This window comes from Aeromonas sp. Marseille-Q7275, from assembly GCF_965119515.1.
Genome location: NZ_CBCPLW010000001.1, coordinates 272,259 through 289,777 on the forward strand (window position 1 = coordinate 272,259; position 17,519 = coordinate 289,777).

Here is a 17,519-nt window from a genome sequence, read left to right on the forward strand (position 1 = left end):
GCACGACAGAGGTGGATGAGGGGTTATTGTGCCGGTTGCTCGGCAGCAGGTTCGGCCGCGGGCTCGGTGGCCGCTGGTGCGGCTGCCTGCACGCCGGTCACCCGGATCTCGACCCGGCGATCCGGGGCCAGGCAGTCGATGAGGGCGGCTCTCGCCTTGACGTCATCGCACTGGGTACCGGTGACCGGATTGCTCTCGCCATTGCCCTGGATGCTCACCTTGTCGGCGGGCAGCCCCTTGCCGATGAGGAAGTTGGCGACCGTGCTGGCGCGGGCCTCCGACAGTGCCTGATTGTTGGCATCCGAGCCGATGCGGTCGGTATAGCCCATCACCAGGGCGTTGCCATCCTTGGGCTTGACGTCGACTATCTGCTGGTAGAGATCGTCCAGGGCGGCCATGCCTTCCGGCTTGAGCTCGGCCTCGCCGAAGGCAAACAGCACGTCAGAGCTCGTAGCCGAAGGTCTGATCCACCGGCTCGGGGGCGGCGGCGGGGTCACCACCAGGGGGCGGCCACCGCACCGGGTGGCCAGGGTTGGGGTGCAGCACCAGTTCTGCGGGTGGCGGTGCTGATGTCGCTGACCCAGCGCCAGGTGCCGCTGCCCAGCTTGTCGTTGTCCGAGTCATCCCCCACCCGCACCATGTAGCGATAGCGGGCCTGGATGTCGATCCAGTCGTGCAGCCTGGCGGTCATGCCGAGTTCGGCCAGCGGCGCCAGGTTGTCCTCGCTGCCGTTGATGGACTTGACGCTGTAGAGGTAGCCGCCACCCTCGGCAAACACCGAGAAGATGTCGTTCAATGGCAGGCGGCCCAGGATCGACAGGGTTGCCCCCTGGTTGCTGAACTCGTGACCATTGACGTCCCAGTCCCCGCCCGACAGATAGCCCAGTTCGGCGCCCAGGTTTTCGGTGAAGTTGTATCCGGCGAAGGCGTTGTACGCGTCATCATTGCTGACATCCTTGCTGAAATCATCGAGATCATGGGCCCATGCCCAGCCCGCCCCCGCCCCTATATACCAGTCGTGCATAGGCGCCGCCTGTGCCGCTCCCGTCGCCAATGCCAGTGCAATCCATACCGGTTTCAGTCTAATGTTCATCGCGTTTCCTCGTCGATGTTGGGTGTTATAGGGCTCCCAGCCCTTTGTTATGTATAACCAACATTATGTATAGGCCATATGAGACGTTTAACCACTTAAGTGGCGACCCCGTATGGAAAATCTGTGAGGAAGGTGACAACTGTTTCGCCCCGGAACGGGGGTGGGAGGGGCTGACAGATGAATAAAAAAGGGGCCGTACGGCCCCTTTTTTTCAGGTGCGGGTTGACCGCTTACTGCTGGACTTCCTGCACGCCGGTGACGCGCACTTCGACGCGGCGATCCGGTGCCAGGCAGGCGATCAGCTGGTTCTTGCCCTTGACGCCGTCACACTGGGTGCCGGTGACCGGGTTCGCCTCGCCACGGCCTTCGATGGCGACCTTGCCTGCCGGCAGACCCTTGCCGACCAGGAAGTCGGCCACGGTGCGGGCACGGGCTTCGGACAGCTTCTGGTTGTAGGCGTCGGAACCGATACGGTCGGTGTAACCGACTACCACGGCGCTGCCATCTTTCGGCTGAACGTCAACGATCTGCTGATACAGGGTGTTGAGGGCGGCAGTCCCTTCCGGCTTCAGGGTGGATTTGCCGAAGGCAAACAGCACGTCAGAGCTCAGGGAGAAGTTCTTGTCGACCATGACGGGCTCGGGAACCGGCTCGGGAGCCGGCGCGGCCACTGGGGCTACATAGGCCTTGCGGTTCGGGTGCATCACCAGTTCCACGGTGGCGACGCTCATGTCGGTCTTCCAGGTCTTCTGCTCGTCACCCAGATCCCAGATGTAGCGGTAGCGGGCCTGCAGATCGAGCAGATCGGAGACCTTGGCGGTCAGACCCAGGCCGGCCAGGGGCGAGGTGCCGTTGTCGCTCTCGCCATTGCCGTTGACATGATTGAAGTAGGCACCGCCTTCGGCGAACACGGAGAAGATGTCACCCAGCGGCAGACGGCCAAGGGCGGACAGGGTCGCACCTTGGGTCTTGAAGTCGACGCCATCGACGCCACCCTTGCCTGCGTAGAGGTAGCCGAGCTCGGCCGCGTAGTAATCGTTGAAGTTGTAACCGCCGAACAGGGAGATCGCGGTGGCGTCCTTGTCAGCATCCAGACCGAAGGAGTCCAGGTCATGGCCATAAGCCCAACCTGCACCCATACCCGTGTACCAGTCATCAGCCGCCTGGGCGGTGGAAGTTCCCATGGCTGCAATAGCCAGAGCAATCAGGGTTGGAGCCACTTTCATTTTCATCATTTTATCCTCGTTGAGTTGCCGTGCTATGGGCGTACTGCGCACTCTTTGTTATACCGATCGCAGATGACACTTCATGTTGTCATGTTGCGATTCCGTGATCTCGTCACGGACGGCTTGAATAAAAAATGGATGGTAACCTGGATTCTCATGAAGCTGTTTCTCCATGGACAACTAACCGGGCAATGGGGACTTTTAATAGTTCATCCAATGTCTTACAAGCGTTGCTACTGTATTCTTTTGAATCGGCTTGATCAAGTTTCTGGTCAGATATGCAGCGCTGGCGCGACGGGGCGCGGCCTGATCAGAGAGGGGGCGGGGAGAGTGTGATGAGACAGAGGGTGACGTTTGAGGCGACAGACATGCAAAAGGGGATGCCGTGGCATCCCCTTTTCGCGTTATCTGAGCGGAGTCAGATTACTGCTGAACTTCCTGTACGCCGGATACGCGCACTTCTACGCGACGGTCCGGGGCCAGGCAGGAGATCAGCTGAGCCTTGGCGGTTACGCCGTTGCACTTGGTGCCGGTAACCGGGTTGGCTTCGCCACGACCTTCGATGGCAACCTTGCTGGCAGCCATACCCTTGCTGACCAAGAAGTTGGCAACGGTGCGGGCACGGGCTTCAGACAGCTTCTGGTTGTAAGCGTCGGAACCGATACGGTCGGTGTAACCAACAACAACGGCGTTGCCGTCTTTCGGCTGGAACTCGACGATCTGCTGGTACAGAGCGTTCAGGGCTTCCACGCCTTCGGCCTTCAGGCTGTCTTTGCCAAAGGCAAACAGCACGTCGGAGTTCAGGGCGAAGTTCTTTTCAACGATCTGCGGAGCAGGAGCCGGTGCTTCTTCAACAACAGGAGCCGGAGCCGGAGCTACGTAGGAAGTACGGAACGGGTGGTAAACGGCTTCCAGGGTCGCAACGCTCTGGTTGGACTTGTAGCGTACGTTGTCGGCGTGCAGGTCAGCCACGTCCCACATGTAGCGGTAACGAGCTTGCAGATCCAGCGCGTCGTTGACCTTGTAGGTCACACCGGCACCGGCCAGCGGGGATACCTTGGTATCGCTGGTGCCCATACCGTCGGTGTGGCCCCAGTAGGCGCCAGCTTCACCGAACAGGGAGAAGTCGTTGCCCAGCGGCAGACGAGCGATACCGGACAGGGTGGCACCCTGGCTCTCGTAACGGTTGCCATCGGTGTTGCCACGGCCGGTGTACTGGTAGCCCAGTTCGGAACCGAAGTACTCGTTGAAGTTGTAACCAACGAAGGCATTGGCAGCAGCCGCGTCTTCTTCACCAGTGTTCACGCCTTCGATCTTATTCAGACCGTTGAAGTGAGTTGCACCGACACCGGCACCGAAGTAGATATCATCAGCGGCGTGTGCAGCAGTTGCACCCATGGCAGCCATGGCGATGGCGATCAGGGAAGGAGCCATTTTCATCATAAAATTAATCCTCGTTGAGATGGCACGTTGTTCACGTGCTTCGCACTTTGTAATTTATGTAAGCTGCTGGCTCTGCCGGGCAACAAGGGTTGCGCCGAGCAGGGATCCTAGATCCATCCAGGAGGCACGTTATCTGGGTGCACAGGTGGGCGAGTTGCACTATCGAGAGCGCATACTTCGCCACGAACAGCCGATGTCATTCCGATGACGTGGCGCACTTTATGCTCATTTCAAAACATGATCAAGCTCACAGATAATCTGTGGGGCAGATTGTGTCGTATGGATAACTGGCTGTTTATCTGGATTTATTAGTGATCCAAGTAGGCGCGATGCAGCTTTCGCTCAAGCTTCATATAGGCCTCAACCCAAGCGTGCTGCGGGGTGGCGATAGCGTCCCTGGTCGCAAACACCGCGAGATAGTCGGCCTCGGTTGCTTCGCACAGCAAGGGTGTGAAGCCGAGTAAAAAATGGCGGGCGAGATAGGGGTCCAGGGGCCAGATATTGAGGATGGCCCTGGCCACCGGCTGAATCGCGGCTGAACAGATGAAATGTTGATGGCCGGCTTCCAGCCACTGGGCCATCTCCTGCAGGCCCTGCTCGGGCACCAGTCCACCATCCCCTTTTTCCGTCGCCAGTGTCATGCGGTTACCATTGCCGAGCAGCAGGCTGCCATCTGGCTGCAGAACGCCGTCGTGGCTGCGCAGGGGCAGGGGGGCGGCTTGCTCGAGATAGAGGCTGCACTTGTCCGGAAGGGAAGCCAGTACGGATGCGGCCTCGCTCTGCATGGCGGCGGGTAGCCAGAGTGCCTCGGCCCGGGTTTGCTGGCTCTGACGGAGCTGGCGGGGGAGGGAATCGGGGTCTGAATCCGGGTGAAGTCGGGAGATGATGCCGGGAAATGCCATGCTGAATACTCTCTAAGGGATAACCGGCGAATTATACGAGTTATGGCCGTGGCAACAATAAAGGTTTCTCTTCGAGACTGTTTACCTGAGGCGACTCTGCGATTACCATCCCCGAGGTTTGTTAGGGTTGTCGTCGAAAGACGCTTATTAAAGATAGAGGCTCGACCATAACGAGTCCGTTCAAAACTGATACACTTGACTACGAGTCGTCGCGAAAAATAAAGGTGGAGTGAATCCGCCGAACGGAGTATGGAACACATGAATTCAAATATCGTAACTGTTGGCAAGAAGATCCGTCAGATCCGCGAAGCGGTTGGCCTGAGCCGTCCCAAGTTTGCCGATCTGCTGGGCGTCCCCCCGACTACCCTGAAGAACTATGAACTGGGTTACCGTGAAGTTGGAGGCGCCTTCCTGGTCGCCCTGGCTCATCACCCGGAACTGCACAAGTTCACCCTCTGGCTGCTGGCCGACAAGAAAGTCGCCGAAATCGGTCAGATCGGTCCGGACGATATTGCCAAGGCTTGATTGCCTGAGCCTTGATAAAAATGCCGCCCGCGAGGCGGCATTTTTTATTTGTCAAAACAGGCATTTATTTAAATACAGAGTGCGTTGTGTGCTTCATGTGGCGATTTCAACTAAATCACCTTGGCAAGCTGGATTAATCCCCGGAAAATTCCGACCCTTTAATTTCAGGCCCCTGATCCACAAAGCGAGACACGCATGAGCAATACCCTTCCCAAAGCCAGAGATGGCTTTACCAGCACCTTCGGCGTGCTTGCCGCGACCCTGGGCTCGGCGGTCGGCCTTGGCAACATCTGGAAGTTTCCCTATCTGACCGGGGAAAACGGGGGCGCCGGTTTTCTGCTGGTCTATGTCATCGCCACCCTGTTGGTGGGGCTGCCGGTGATGATCTCGGAGATCATGCTGGGGCGTCAGGCGAAATCCGATGCGGTGAGCGGGCTCATCAAGCTGGCGCCCAAGGGACAACCCTGGTGGCTGATCGCGGCCATGGGAGTGAGCGCGGCCTTCCTCATCATGTCGTTTTACTCCGAAGTGGCGGCCTGGGTGTTTGCCTACATCTTCAAGGCGGCCAGCGGCGAGATCCTCTCGACCGATCCCGCCGTCACGGGGGCGGCCTTCAATTCGCTCATCACGGATCCCTTGCAGAGCCTGCTGTGGCAGTGGCTGGTGCTGGCGCTGATGGGAGGCATATTGCTGATGGGGGTGTCGAAGGGGATAGAGGCCGTCACCAAGCGGCTGATGCCGGTGCTGTTCATCCTGCTGCTGGTGATCGGCATTCGCAGTCTGACCCTACCCGGGGCGAGCGAGGGGCTGAATTTCCTGTTCTCCCCCGATTTTTCCAAGGTCACCGCCGGCGTGGTGCTGACGGCCATGGGGCTGGCCTTCTTCAAGCTCTCCATCGGCATGGGCTGCATGATGACCTATGGCAGCTACTTTCGGGACGATCAGCACATACCGCTTACCACGGTCCGGGTGATGTGCGCCGATCTGTTCGTCTCCATGCTGGCGGGGATCGCCATCTTCCCGGCGGTGTTTGCCTTCGGCTTCGAGCCGACCGCCGGTCCCTCCCTGCTGTTCATCACCATTCCGGCGGTGTTTGCCAGCATACCGTTCGGCCACCTCTTCATGGTGCTGTTCTTCGTGCTCTCCGCCATCGCGGCCACGGGGGCCATGCTCTCCATTCTGGAAGTGCCGGTCTCGGTGCTCTCGGAGCGTTTCCACATGAGCCGAAGAAGGGCGACCCTGATCAACCTGCTGGTGCTGGGGGCGGTCGGATCGACCTGTGCGCTCTCCAACAGCACGCTGGCGGACGTGCAGATAGCCGGCAAGACCTTCTTCGATCTGTTCGACTTCGTCTCTTCCAATGTGCTGATGCCCCTTGGCGGCATCTTCCTCTGCCTGTTCGTGGGCTGGGTCTGGGGCTTCGAGCGGATGAAGGCGGCGCTGACCAATGGGGGCGAGCTGGAGCTGGCCATTCTCAAGCCGCTGTTCTTCATCATCCGCTACGTGTCGCCGCCGCTCATCCTGATCGTCATGCTCAAGGGACTGGGGCTGTTCTGACCTCGCGCTCCGGACAGAAAAAGAGCGCCTGATGGCGCTCTTTTTCATTGGGGTGCCCCGATGGCGCCCTCATATCAGGCCGAGTCGGGAGAGCTCCTCCTTGAGCTGGTCCAGGTTGCGCTCGACGCAAGCCTCCCCCTCGTTGATGGCATCGCTGGCACGGTGGAAGTCCATGATGGAGAGGCTGCCAAGGCGCGGGCAGAGCTGGATCTCGGGGGGATCCCCGGCCATGCGGGCCCGGGTGATCCGCTCCTGCATGATGTTGATGGAGCCTGTCATCACGCCCCACATGCCGGGGGTGCTGGGTTCTCCCCGGCCCAGCCACTGGCTGAAGATCCCTCCCGGGGCGGGCTCGTCCGGCTCGTCGGTCCAGGGCTGATGCAGGTCTGTGTTGAGGTTGACGGCGATCACCACCTCGGCCCCCATGGCACGGGCCAGGGAGATGGGCACAGGGTTGACCACGGCGCCATCCACCAGCCAGCGATCATCAACCCGGGTCGGGGTCAGAATGCCGGGCATGCCGCAGGAGGCGCGCACGCACTGGCGCAGAGGCCCCTCTTGCAGCCAGATCTCGCGGCCGGTATCGAGCTCGGTGGCGACGCAGGCGAAGGGCAGCGGCAGGCTCTCGATGGCGGGATCCCCCAGGTGGCTGGCGGCGATGCCAAACACCTTGTCACCGCGGAACAGGCCGCCGGAGAGGGCGGGATCGAGCAACCCCATCACCTGCAAGCGGCTGAAGCCGCGCACCCAGGACTCCAGTTTGTCCAGCTCGCCGGCGGCATAGGCGGCACCGACGAAACTGCCGATGGAGCAGCCGGCCACCAGATCCGGTTTGACTCCGAGGCGCTCCAGCGCCCGTATGATGCCGATGTGCGCCCATCCGCGGGCGGCGCCGCTGCCAAGGGCCAGGCCAAGGCGGGGTTTTCGTGCCACTGTGCGTCTCCTGTTGTGAGTTGGGGTTCCAGCTTACTCCTGCTTCTCCTGTGCGTCATCCTGCCAGCCTTCGCTGCGGTTGCGACCATTGGCCTTGGCCCGATAGAGGGCGAGATCGGCACGGCGGATGACCTCCTGCAGGCGAACGCCGGGGCCCTGGCGGCAATGGCCCAGGCTGACGGTCACCCTCAGCTCGGGGGCTATCTCGGCCCAGTCGTGTTCCGCAATGCGCAGCCGCAATTGTTCGGCAAGCTGAGCCAGGGGGAGATCCCTGTCTGCGACCAGCAGCAGAAACTCCTCGCCGCCCCAGCGGACCAGTATGCTGCCTCTCCCCAACAGGGGGCGGCATATCCGCACCAGCTGGATCAGTACCTGATCGCCCACCCCGTGACCGAAGCGATCGTTGACCAGCTTGAAGTGATCGCAGTCGAACATGATGGCGCCGATATGGGTGGTGCCAGCCAGGGCGTGCCGTTGCTCGAAGGCGTTGAAATGGTGGCGATTGAAGGCGCCGGTGAGGGCATCGTGACGGGACAGGTAGTTCAGCTGCCGGTTCAGCAACCGGGCTCTGAGGCTGGAGATGGCGGCCACCACCAGGCAGAGCAGGGTGAGCAGCGCCGTGGCGGACTGCCAGATCAGTGTCTGCAGCAAGGGCAATAGAGGAATACGGTGGATCAGGGTCAGCGGGGTGCCGGGAATGGCATGGGTGAGCTGGAAGGCTCCTTGTTGCCAGTGATAGCCATCCTGCGCCTCGTCAGGGGTCAGGGGCGGCGCCGTACCCGGTTGGCTGCGAGCCAGGATCTGCCTGTGCTGGTTGACCAGAAACAGGGTACCCGCCTGGGGGGCCGGTTGACGCAGATGCTGCTCGAGGCGACCGAGCAGGATGTCGATGCTGATCACCCCGACCAGGGTCTGTGCCTTTGTAATGGGCTGGGACAGGGTGATCATCTGCCCCTGTCCGGCGAGATCCTGATAGGGGCGTGACAGGGTGGCGTTCCGGGTGTGGGATTGCTGTGCCAGGGCGTCTTGCCAGAAGGACTTCTGATAGATGGCTGGATCGAAACGAAACTGGCTCGAGGGCACCCAGGGATAGAGGTAGATAAAATGATCCACCCCGGTGAAATAGATCCAGGCTGCCTCCCTGCCCAGTATCTTGCTGGTGGTCGAGAGCAGGGGAGAGAGGCTGAGCGCCAGATGAAATCTGTCTTCTCGCTCACTGCCTGGGGCCGGCAGCGGGCCCTGACCGGTCAGATTGCCAGTGAGGCTGGCAGGCAGATCGGCAGGCACCTTGTCCAGCGTGATCCCGAGCGCAGGCGTGACCTGCAGAGCCCGGTAGAGCTGGTGGGTCAGGGGGGACTGGGAATGGCTGCGCAGGCGTTCCTCGGCTTGACCACGCATGGCTTCAAGAAAGGTCTCCATCTGCTGGAACTGGGATCCCAACCGGGCCGCCGTGTGGATGGTGTCGCGTCGATTCAGGTCGGTGATCTGGGTGAAGGTGTGTTGCAGCGAGAGCGCCAGCAGGAGTGTCACCAAGACCAGCACCAGCCATTGCAGACGGCGATACCTGGCGAGGGGATGAGACAGTTTGGACATGGGCAGACCGGGACCATGAGTGATATCGGTGCATCAGTTTAGGGCAGAAACGTCTCAGCGTCCCCGTCAGTGGCGAGTTTGATGATCTATCCCATGGGCTGTTACGTTTTGTCACATTTATACATAGTCACGGCATAGTCAGGGGGTAACATGGTGCCATCATTGATGAAGTTCCCTCTTCTTCTTATCTCTTACCTTGCATGGATTGTTTGATGAAAATGCGCGTATGGCTGTGGCTTGTTCCTCTTCTCCTGCTGCTGGGGGCCGGCACCTGGGCTCTCCGGCAGGCCAAACCGGTCAGCAAGCCCGAGCCCAGACAGGTCAACATCAGGGCGGAAACGGTCAGGCAGAGCCTGGCAGAGCCTTCCATCAAGCTGGTCAGCAAGCTGGCGGCCAATCGCTCCGTGGTGGTCAGCCCCGAGGTCACGGGACGCATCGTCAGGATTGCGGTGCGCTCCGGTCAGCGGGTCAAGCAGGGGGAGACCCTGATCGCCCTGGATGCGGGCAAGCAGCAGGCCGAACTCGCCGAGCAGAGCGCCAGCGTGCGCGACGAGAGCCGCAAGCTGCGGGACATACGCCGGCTGGTGGCGCGCGGTGCCATCACCACCTCGGAGCTGGAAGGGCAGGAGGCGACCGTGGCCCAGGCCCAGGCCCGGGTCGACGCGGCGCGCTATGAGCTGTCATTGCGCACCCTGGCGGCCCCCTTCGACGGCACCGTCAGCCTGATCGATCTCAGCGAAGGGGCCCTGGTCAACAGCGGCGACGTGCTGCTCCACCTGGACGAGCTGGCCAGATTGCGGCTCGATCTGGCGGTGCCGGAGCGCTACCTCTCCCTCCTCAAACCCGGCATGACGGTGACGGCCACCAGCTCGGCCTGGCCGGATCAATCTTTCTCCGGCGTGCTGGAAACCCTCGACAGTCGCGTTTCCAACGATACCCAGAACATCAAGGCGCGGGTCATCCTTCCCAACCCGGACGGCCAGCTGAGGCCCGGCATGCTGATGAATGTAGATCTCTCTTTGCCCGCCCAGAAGATGACCCTGATCCCCGCCCAGTCGGTGGAGTATGCGGGGGAGCTTCGCTTCGTCTACCGCCTGGAGGCGGACGGCCGGGTGAAACGCATTCCGGTGGAGCTTGGGGATACCCATGGCGAGGAAGTGTGGGTCATCAAGGGGCTGAACGTCGGCGATCGCATCGCGGTGGAGGGGCTGGTCAACCTGCGTGACGGCGCCCTGGTCCGCGATCTGACCGAGGTAAAAGGCTGATGTGGCTCTCCGATATCTCAGTGCGCCGCCCCCTGGTGGCGGTGGTCATCAGTGCCCTGCTCACCGTATTCGGCCTGGTGGCCTTCGCCAAGCTGACGGTGCGGGAGATGCCGGACGTGCAGACGCCGTCCGTCTCCATCACCACCACCTATGAGGGGGCGGCCCCCGAGGTGATGGAGAGTCAGGTCACCAAGCCCATCGAGGATCAGCTCTCCGGCATCAGCGGTATCAAGAACATCAACTCGGTGACCCGCAAGGGGCGATCCTCCATCACGGTGGAGTTCAAGCTCGGCTGGAACATGCTGGAGGGGACCTCGGATGTGCGTGACGCCATCTCCCGGGCCAGACCCAAGCTGCCGGACGAGGCGGACGAGCCCATGGTGACCAAGGACAACGGCAACGGTGACGTGGCGATCTGGCTGAACTTCAGCAGCACCCAGATGGACCGCACCGCCATGACCGACTACGCCAATCGCATGCTGGTGGATCCCTTGAGCCTGGTGGACGGGGTGAGCGAGGTGCAACTCTCCGGCGATCTGACCCAGGTGATGTATGTGAGGCTGCGCCCCGCCGACATGGCGGCCCGCGGCATCACGGTGGCCGACGTGCAGGATGCCCTCAAGCGGGAGAACATAGAGCTGCCCGGGGGGGAGATCCGCAACAACAGCATGACAATGGCGGTGCAGATCGCCCGCCTCTACCACAGCGCCGAGGATTTTCGCGCCCTGCCGGTCAAGACGGCCGTCAATGGCCAGAGCATCTACCTGGCGGACATCGCCGACGTGGAGGTGGGGGCCAAGAATGAAGACAGTGCCTATCAGCGCAACGGCCGCGAGAGCCTGGGAATAGGCATAGTCGCGCAATCCACCGCCAACCCCCTGGCGGTGGCCCAGGGCATAGAGCGCAAGATGACAGAGATGCAGCGCTTCCTGCCGGAAGGCGCCACCCTGGAGGTGGACTACGACTCCACCGTCTTCATCAAGCAGGCCATCGACGAGGTGTACGAGACGCTGGCCATCAGCGCCGTGCTGGTGGTGGCCGTGCTCTACCTCTTCCTCGGGCAGGGGCGCACCACGCTCATTCCTGCCATCACGGTGCCGGTGTCGCTCATTTCGGCCTTCATCGGCGCCTGGTATCTCGGTTTCTCCATCAACCTCATCACCCTGCTGGCGCTCATTCTCGCCATCGGCCTGGTGGTGGACGACGCCATAGTGGTGGTGGAGAACATCCACCACCATCTGCAGCGAGGGGAATCCCCCCTGATGGCGGCCTGGCACGGCACCCGGGAGGTGGGCTTTGCCGTGGTGGCCACCACGGCCGTGCTGGTGATGGTGTTCGTGCCCATCGCCTTCATGGAAGGCATGGTCGGGCGGCTCTTTACCGAGTTTGCGATCCTGCTATCGCTCGCGGTGCTCTTCTCCTCCCTGGTGGCGCTCACCCTGACCCCGGCCATGGGCTCCTGGCTGATGCGCACCGTCGACAAGCCCAATGCCATGACGGCGGCGCTGGATCGGGGGCTCGGCCGGGTGGAGGTACTCTATCGTCGCCTGCTGGGCGCGGTGCTGCGCCGATCCGTCTGGATGCCGCTGGTGCTGCTGCTCTGCCTCGGCGGCATCGGCGCCCTGTTTGGCAAGCTGCCCGCAAGCCTGACCCCCACCGAAGATCGGGGAGTCATCTATGTGTTCGTGAAAGGGGCCGAGGGCACCAGCATAGAGCGGATGAAGCGCAACATGCAGCAGGTGGAGGCCGCCATCATGCCGCTGCTCGGCAAGGGGGTGGTGCAGGCCATGAGTTTCAGCACCCCGGCCTTCGGGCGCGGCGGCGATCAGACCGGCATGGTCATCATCCAGCTCACCGACTGGGCGGTGCGGGACGAGACCGCCACCGAGTTTGGCCGCAGCTTGAGCGGGCGGCTGGCCGGCATTCCGGATGTGATGATCCGCACCTTCCAGCCCGGATTCAGGGGCGGCTCCACCGCGGCCGTGCAGTTCGTGCTGCAGGGCTCCGACTATGGGGAGCTCTATCAGCAGGGGCTGGCGCTGCAACAGGCCGCCGGCCAGAGCGGGCTGATGCTGACCCCGGATCTCGACTACGCCGAGAAGACCCCTGAGCTGCAGGTGACCATAGAGCGGGAGCGGGCCAGCCAGCTCGGCATTCCTGTCTCCACCGTGGCCAGCTCGCTTCAGGCCCTGCTCGGCGGCGTCAGCCAGACCACCTATGTGGACAGGGGCGAGGAGTATGACGTCTACCTGAGGGCCAACCAGACCCAGTTCAACGGCATCTCGGACGTCAGCCGCATCTATCTCAAGGCCGCCAATGGCGAGATGGTGAGCCTCTCCACCCTGGCCACCGTCACCCAGGTGGCGAGCCCGCAGCGGCTCAACCACTATCAGCGCCAGAAGGCCATTGCCCTCACCGCGGACGTGGCCCCAGGCCACACCCTGGGGGAGGCGCTCGACTTCCTCGATGGCTGGGCAGGGGAGCATCTGCCGAGCGGCATGACGGTGGATTACGCCGGTGAGTCCAAGGATTATCGCGACAATCAGGGGGAGATGGTGATGGTGTTCGGCCTCGCCCTGCTGGTGGTCTATCTGGTGCTGGTGGCCCAGTTCGAGAGCCTGCTGACCCCGACCGTGGTGATGGTGACAGTGCCGCTCGGCATCTTCGGCGGCCTGCTCGGCCTCTGGCTGACGGGGCAGGAGCTCAGCATCTACAGCCAGATAGGGATGATCATGCTGATCGGCATGGTGACCAAGAACGGCATCCTCATCGTGGAGTTCATCAACCAGCTGCGCCAGCGGGGGGAATCCTTCGAGGAGGCCATCATAGCCGCCTCGGTACGCCGTCTGCGGCCCATCCTGATGACCTCCCTGACCGCCATCATAGGCGCCGTGCCGCTGATGGTCTCCATGGGGGCGGGCTATGAGAGCCGGATGGCTGTGGGCACAGTGGTCTTCTTCGGGCTCTCCTTGGCGACCCTGGTCACCCTGCTGATAGTGCCCGCCATCTATCACCTGATCGCCAGACGGGCGGGGATGACGGGGGCGCGGGATCGGCTGGTGGACGAGGCGCTGGCCGAGGGGAACCCTCCGGGTGTAGAGACCCCCCCCGAGAGCCGGGACAAGCCGGCGGCCTGATCCGTCCCCCCATCCGGGGGGCGGGATGCAAAAGAGGATGGCAGCCGAGGCCGGGCTGGTTAGCATATGACCAGTTCCCACAGGGGTCATCTTCCATGCTGCCATCCGCCATCTACGAGCCGCTGCCTTTTCTCTATCTGGGCAGCGGCTTGCTGCTGTTGAGCCTTGCAGGGCAGCCTGTGTTGCTGCTGGCCGGGCTAGCCCTCTATCTGGCCGGGTCGCTCGCCTGGTTCAGGCGCAGTGCCCATCGCAGGCCAGACAAGTCGCGCCAGACGCGGCGACAGGCCTGGCCGCACTGGCTCTACGAGAGCCGCCCCTTCGCCCTCATCCTGTTGGGGGTGCTGATGCTGCGCCTCGCCACTCACCCCGTCTTCCTGGCGCCAGCCTGCATCTGGTGCCTGCTCGGCGGCTATCAGTTGCTGCTGCGCCACCACCACAGGTTCATGCCGGCCCGCTTCTCTCTCTGAGGGCGGTCTCTTCTCCCCTTGTTCTATGGGGGCAAAAAGCCATCGCCCCCGCCTTGCTCTGCCGGTATAATGCGCGACCCGAATTGTTCCAGGTGTTCAAAATGCAGCCGGTTACCCCTCTCTTCTCCTATCCCCGCTACTGGGCCGAGTGCTACGGCACTGCGCCCTTCCTGCCCATGTCCAGAGCGGAGATGGACAAGCTCGGCTGGGACAGCTGCGACATAGTGCTGGTCACCGGCGACGCCTACGTGGATCACCCGAGCTTCGGCATGGCGGTCATTGGCCGCATGCTGGAATCCCAGGGCTTTCGGGTCGGCATCATCGCCCAGCCGGACTGGTCATCGAAGGATGACTTCATGCGTCTGGGCAAGCCGAACCTCTTCTACGGGGTGACCGCGGGCAACATGGACTCCATGATCAACCGCTACACCTCCGACAAGAAGCTGCGCCACGATGACGCCTACACCCCGGGGGACGTGGGCGGCAAGCGGCCGGACAGAGCCACTCTGGTCTATACCCAGCGCTGCAAAGAGGCCTATAAAGAGGTCCCCGTGGTCATCGGCGGCATAGAGGCTTCCTTACGCCGCATCGCCCACTACGACTACTGGTCCGAGACCATACGCCGCTCCATCCTGCTGGACGCCAAGGCCGATATCCTTATCTACGGCAACGCCGAGCGGCCGCTGATCGAGGTGGCGCACCGCATCGCGGGTGGCGAGACCATCGAGACCATGCAGGATATTCGCGGCACCGCCGTCATCCGCCGTGAGCCGCTGCCGGGCTGGCGCGGGGTGGATTCGAGCAAGCTGGATCAGATCGGCCGCATCGACCCCATCATGAACCCCTATATGGAAGGGGCGCCCTGCTCGGACGATGAAGGCACAGCGCCGGTGGAGCAGGAGGCCAAGCCCATCCTGGTGCAGCCCCCCAAGCAGAAACCCTGGGAGAAGACCTACGTCAAGCTGCCGGCGTTCGAGCGGGTGAAGGAAGACAAGGTGCTCTACGCCCATGCGTCCCGCATCCTGCATCACGAGACCAACCCGGGCTGCGCCCGCGCGCTCTCCCAGGCCCACGGCGATCGCATCATCTGGGTCAACCCGCCCGCCTTCCCGCTGGAAACCGACGAGATGGACGGCGTGTTCGGCCTGCCCTACCAGCGGGTGCCGCACCCGGCCTATGGCAACGAGAAGATCCCGGCCTACGAGATGATCAAGACCTCGGTCAACATCATGCGCGGCTGCTTCGGCGGCTGCTCCTTCTGCTCCATCACAGAGCACGAGGGGCGCATCATCCAGAGCCGCTCGGAAGAGTCGATCATCAAGGAGATCGAAGAGATCCGCGACAAGGTGCCGGGCTTTACCGGCGTCATCTCGGATCTCGGCGGTCCCACCGCCAACATGTACCGCTTACGCTGCAAGAGCCCCAAGGCCGAGCAGACCTGTCGCCGTGCCTCCTGCGTCTGGCCCACCATCTGCCCGCACATGGACACCGACCATACCCCGACCATCAACCTCTACCGCAAGGCGCGGGATGTGAAGGGGATCAAGAAGATACTGATCGCCTCCGGGGTGCGTTACGACATCGCGGTGGAAGATCCGCGCTACATCAAGGAGCTGGCCAAGTACCACGTCGGCGGCTACCTCAAGATCGCGCCCGAGCACACCGAGGAGGGCCCGCTCTCCAAGATGATGAAGCCGGGCATGGGCAGCTACTACAGCTTCAAGGAGCTGTTCGACAAGTATTCCAAGGAGGCGGGCAAGCAGCAGTACCTGATCCCCTACTTCATCTCCGCCCACCCGGGCACCACGGATGAAGACATGGTGAACATGGCGCTCTGGGTCAAGACCAACCGCTTCAAGCTCGATCAGGTGCAGAACTTCTACCCGTCGCCGCTCGCCAACGCCACCACCATGTATTACACCGAGAAAAACCCCCTCAACAAGGTGAGCCGCCAGGGCGGGGACGTGTTCGTGGTGAAGGGGGAGCGTCGCCGTCGCCTGCACAAGGCGCTGCTGCGCTACCACGATCCGGCCGGCTGGCCCATGATCCGCGAAGCCCTGCTGGAAATGGGCAAGGGCCACCTGATCGGCAACGGCCCGGACTGCCTGGTACCGCCGGAAGGCCGTGGCGAAGTCAAGGCCGAGCGCAGCCGCAACAAGGGCCTCAAGCCTGCGTTGACTCGCCACAGCAACATAGTTCACCAGCGCGGTAATGGTGCTGGCAAGGGCGCCTCTGCCGGTAAGGGCGCAGGCGCGCAAGGGGCCGCCGCCCAAGGCAAGCCTCGCAGCGACACCCCTGCCGCCAGCAAGGGTGGCAAGGCGGGCAATGGCAAGCCCGCCGCTCAAGGCGCAGCTCAGGGTAAGCCGGTTGGAAAACCCGCTCACAAAGGCAAAGCCCCAACCCGCGCGGGTTCAGCCAAGCCGGGTGCCAAACCCGCTGCTCAAGGCGGCAAGCCTGCGGCCAAAGGGAATGGTGCCAAGCGACCTGCTCGGTGAGTTTTCCTGATTGGAAAGCGATAGAAATAACAAAGGCGACCGGATGGTCGCCTTTAAGTATGTATTACCGTAATTATTGCTTTCTGTAATGTATTAGTTTTCACATCTAATTATATAAATGCTTTGCAGCCTTTTACATGACCATTAAATGTTTTCATTTTTTGTGTATAAATGTGAATCACCAAGGTGAAGAGGTCGAAGCAATCATCTACCATCCAGCGCTTCGCAGAAGATCATGTATGTTGTGTGATTTTATAAATTTTCCAAACGGACATAATTCTTCTTGATGTGCCCGGCGAAATGGGGCATCAATACAATCATTAGTCATATTTTCAACATGTTCAAGTTCACGGTAGCTGCAAAGTGGACATTGTGGGTCCTCTGCTCTAAATATGATGTGAAGTCATAAGCTAATAATTGTATGAATGGTTCTTTTTTATTTTATCGCTTAAGTATGAGACTATTTGACCTTGTGAGTTCATTATTATAGGTATGCCAATTGAAGAGATTATCTCCAGCATTCTGCTATTGAAGTTGTCTGTCATTGGTTCCATTATAAATGTGAAAAAATAAAACCCAGATAATTGACTTTCCACATATTCAATGGTTTTCACAAGCCAGTCATGGATGTCTGGGAATGTATCGTTGGTATATCTTTGTTGTAAAGAAAGAGATAGCTCTTTATGGCAGCGATTTAATTTTTTCTTTTATTGTTCAAAGGAGCCTACCTGCTGACTTGTAATTTCGCTTGCGAGCATTGCAATAAAATCTTGATCGTTAAGGGTCAGTAGTTTGCTATCAATGCTGCTATTATCAAGGAATGACTTAAGAATATTTATCAACATATTAGCTGGATTGTCATTTATAAGGCAATACTCAGCTA

The 17,519-nt window shown here is 61.1% G+C and carries 11 protein-coding genes and 1 pseudogene; 6 read left to right on the forward strand and 6 right to left on the reverse strand.

The window, feature by feature from the left end; genetic code table 11:
• Positions 1-23: 23 nt before the first annotated feature.
• The 4 genes and pseudogenes from ACWPWQ_RS01280 to ACWPWQ_RS01295 form a co-directional block, all read right to left on the reverse strand.
• Positions 24-1,093: pseudogene (locus ACWPWQ_RS01280) on the reverse strand (OmpA family protein).
• A gap of 230 nt (positions 1,094-1,323) precedes the next feature.
• Positions 1,324-2,325, reverse strand: a complete 1,002-nt coding sequence (gene ompA / locus ACWPWQ_RS01285; protein WP_139438212.1) for a porin OmpA — start codon at positions 2,323-2,325, stop codon at positions 1,324-1,326.
• Positions 2,326-2,742: 417 nt separating this feature from the next.
• Positions 2,743-3,762 (reverse strand): porin OmpA, encoded by a 1,020-nt coding sequence (gene ompA / locus ACWPWQ_RS01290; RefSeq protein ID WP_041206213.1) that lies wholly within the window; start codon positions 3,760-3,762, stop codon positions 2,743-2,745.
• Between the two features lie 308 nt (positions 3,763-4,070).
• Positions 4,071-4,664: a hypothetical protein gene (locus ACWPWQ_RS01295; protein WP_342058129.1), complete on the reverse strand. Its 594-nt coding sequence runs from the start codon at positions 4,662-4,664 to the stop codon at positions 4,071-4,073.
• Between the two features lie 258 nt (positions 4,665-4,922).
• Between ACWPWQ_RS01295 and ACWPWQ_RS01300 the strand changes: the two genes are divergently transcribed.
• Both ACWPWQ_RS01300 and ACWPWQ_RS01305 read left to right on the forward strand, forming a co-directional pair.
• Entirely contained in the window at positions 4,923-5,189 is a 267-nt protein-coding gene (locus ACWPWQ_RS01300) for a helix-turn-helix domain-containing protein (RefSeq protein ID WP_005298604.1), read from the forward strand.
• Between the two features lie 195 nt (positions 5,190-5,384).
• On the forward strand, positions 5,385-6,746 hold the full coding sequence (locus tag ACWPWQ_RS01305; protein WP_139438216.1) for a sodium-dependent transporter: 1,362 nt from the start codon (positions 5,385-5,387) through the stop codon (positions 6,744-6,746).
• A 69-nt stretch (positions 6,747-6,815) separates the two neighbouring features.
• Here the strand turns inward: ACWPWQ_RS01305 and ACWPWQ_RS01310 are convergent, their stop codons facing one another.
• Together ACWPWQ_RS01310 and ACWPWQ_RS01315 are read right to left on the reverse strand one after the other, a co-directional pair.
• Positions 6,816-7,679: a patatin-like phospholipase family protein gene (locus ACWPWQ_RS01310; protein WP_139438218.1), complete on the reverse strand. Its 864-nt coding sequence runs from the start codon at positions 7,677-7,679 to the stop codon at positions 6,816-6,818.
• A gap of 33 nt (positions 7,680-7,712) precedes the next feature.
• Complete coding sequence (locus tag ACWPWQ_RS01315; RefSeq protein WP_454008816.1) at positions 7,713-9,272, reverse strand: sensor domain-containing diguanylate cyclase; 1,560 nt, start codon at positions 9,270-9,272, stop codon at positions 7,713-7,715.
• A 212-nt stretch (positions 9,273-9,484) separates the two neighbouring features.
• On the opposite strand from ACWPWQ_RS01315, the gene ACWPWQ_RS01320 reads away from it, so the two are divergent.
• From ACWPWQ_RS01320 to ACWPWQ_RS01335, 4 genes are all read left to right on the forward strand, one after another.
• Positions 9,485-10,537 (forward strand): efflux RND transporter periplasmic adaptor subunit, encoded by a 1,053-nt coding sequence (locus ACWPWQ_RS01320; RefSeq protein WP_454008817.1) that lies wholly within the window; start codon positions 9,485-9,487, stop codon positions 10,535-10,537.
• Positions 10,537-13,674, forward strand: a complete 3,138-nt coding sequence (locus tag ACWPWQ_RS01325) for an efflux RND transporter permease subunit (protein WP_454008818.1) — start codon at positions 10,537-10,539, stop codon at positions 13,672-13,674. The genes ACWPWQ_RS01320 and ACWPWQ_RS01325 overlap by 1 nt, the downstream gene beginning before the upstream one ends.
• A 95-nt stretch (positions 13,675-13,769) precedes the next feature.
• A complete protein-coding gene (locus tag ACWPWQ_RS01330) occupies positions 13,770-14,141 on the forward strand; it encodes a hypothetical protein (protein ID WP_454008819.1) in 372 nt (123 codons plus the stop codon).
• 101 nt (positions 14,142-14,242) lie between these two features.
• Positions 14,243-16,636 carry a YgiQ family radical SAM protein gene (locus tag ACWPWQ_RS01335; protein ID WP_454008820.1) on the forward strand — a complete coding sequence of 798 codons (2,394 nt, stop codon included), beginning with the start codon at positions 14,243-14,245 and terminating at the stop codon, positions 16,634-16,636.
• Positions 16,637-17,519 lie beyond the last annotated feature (883 nt).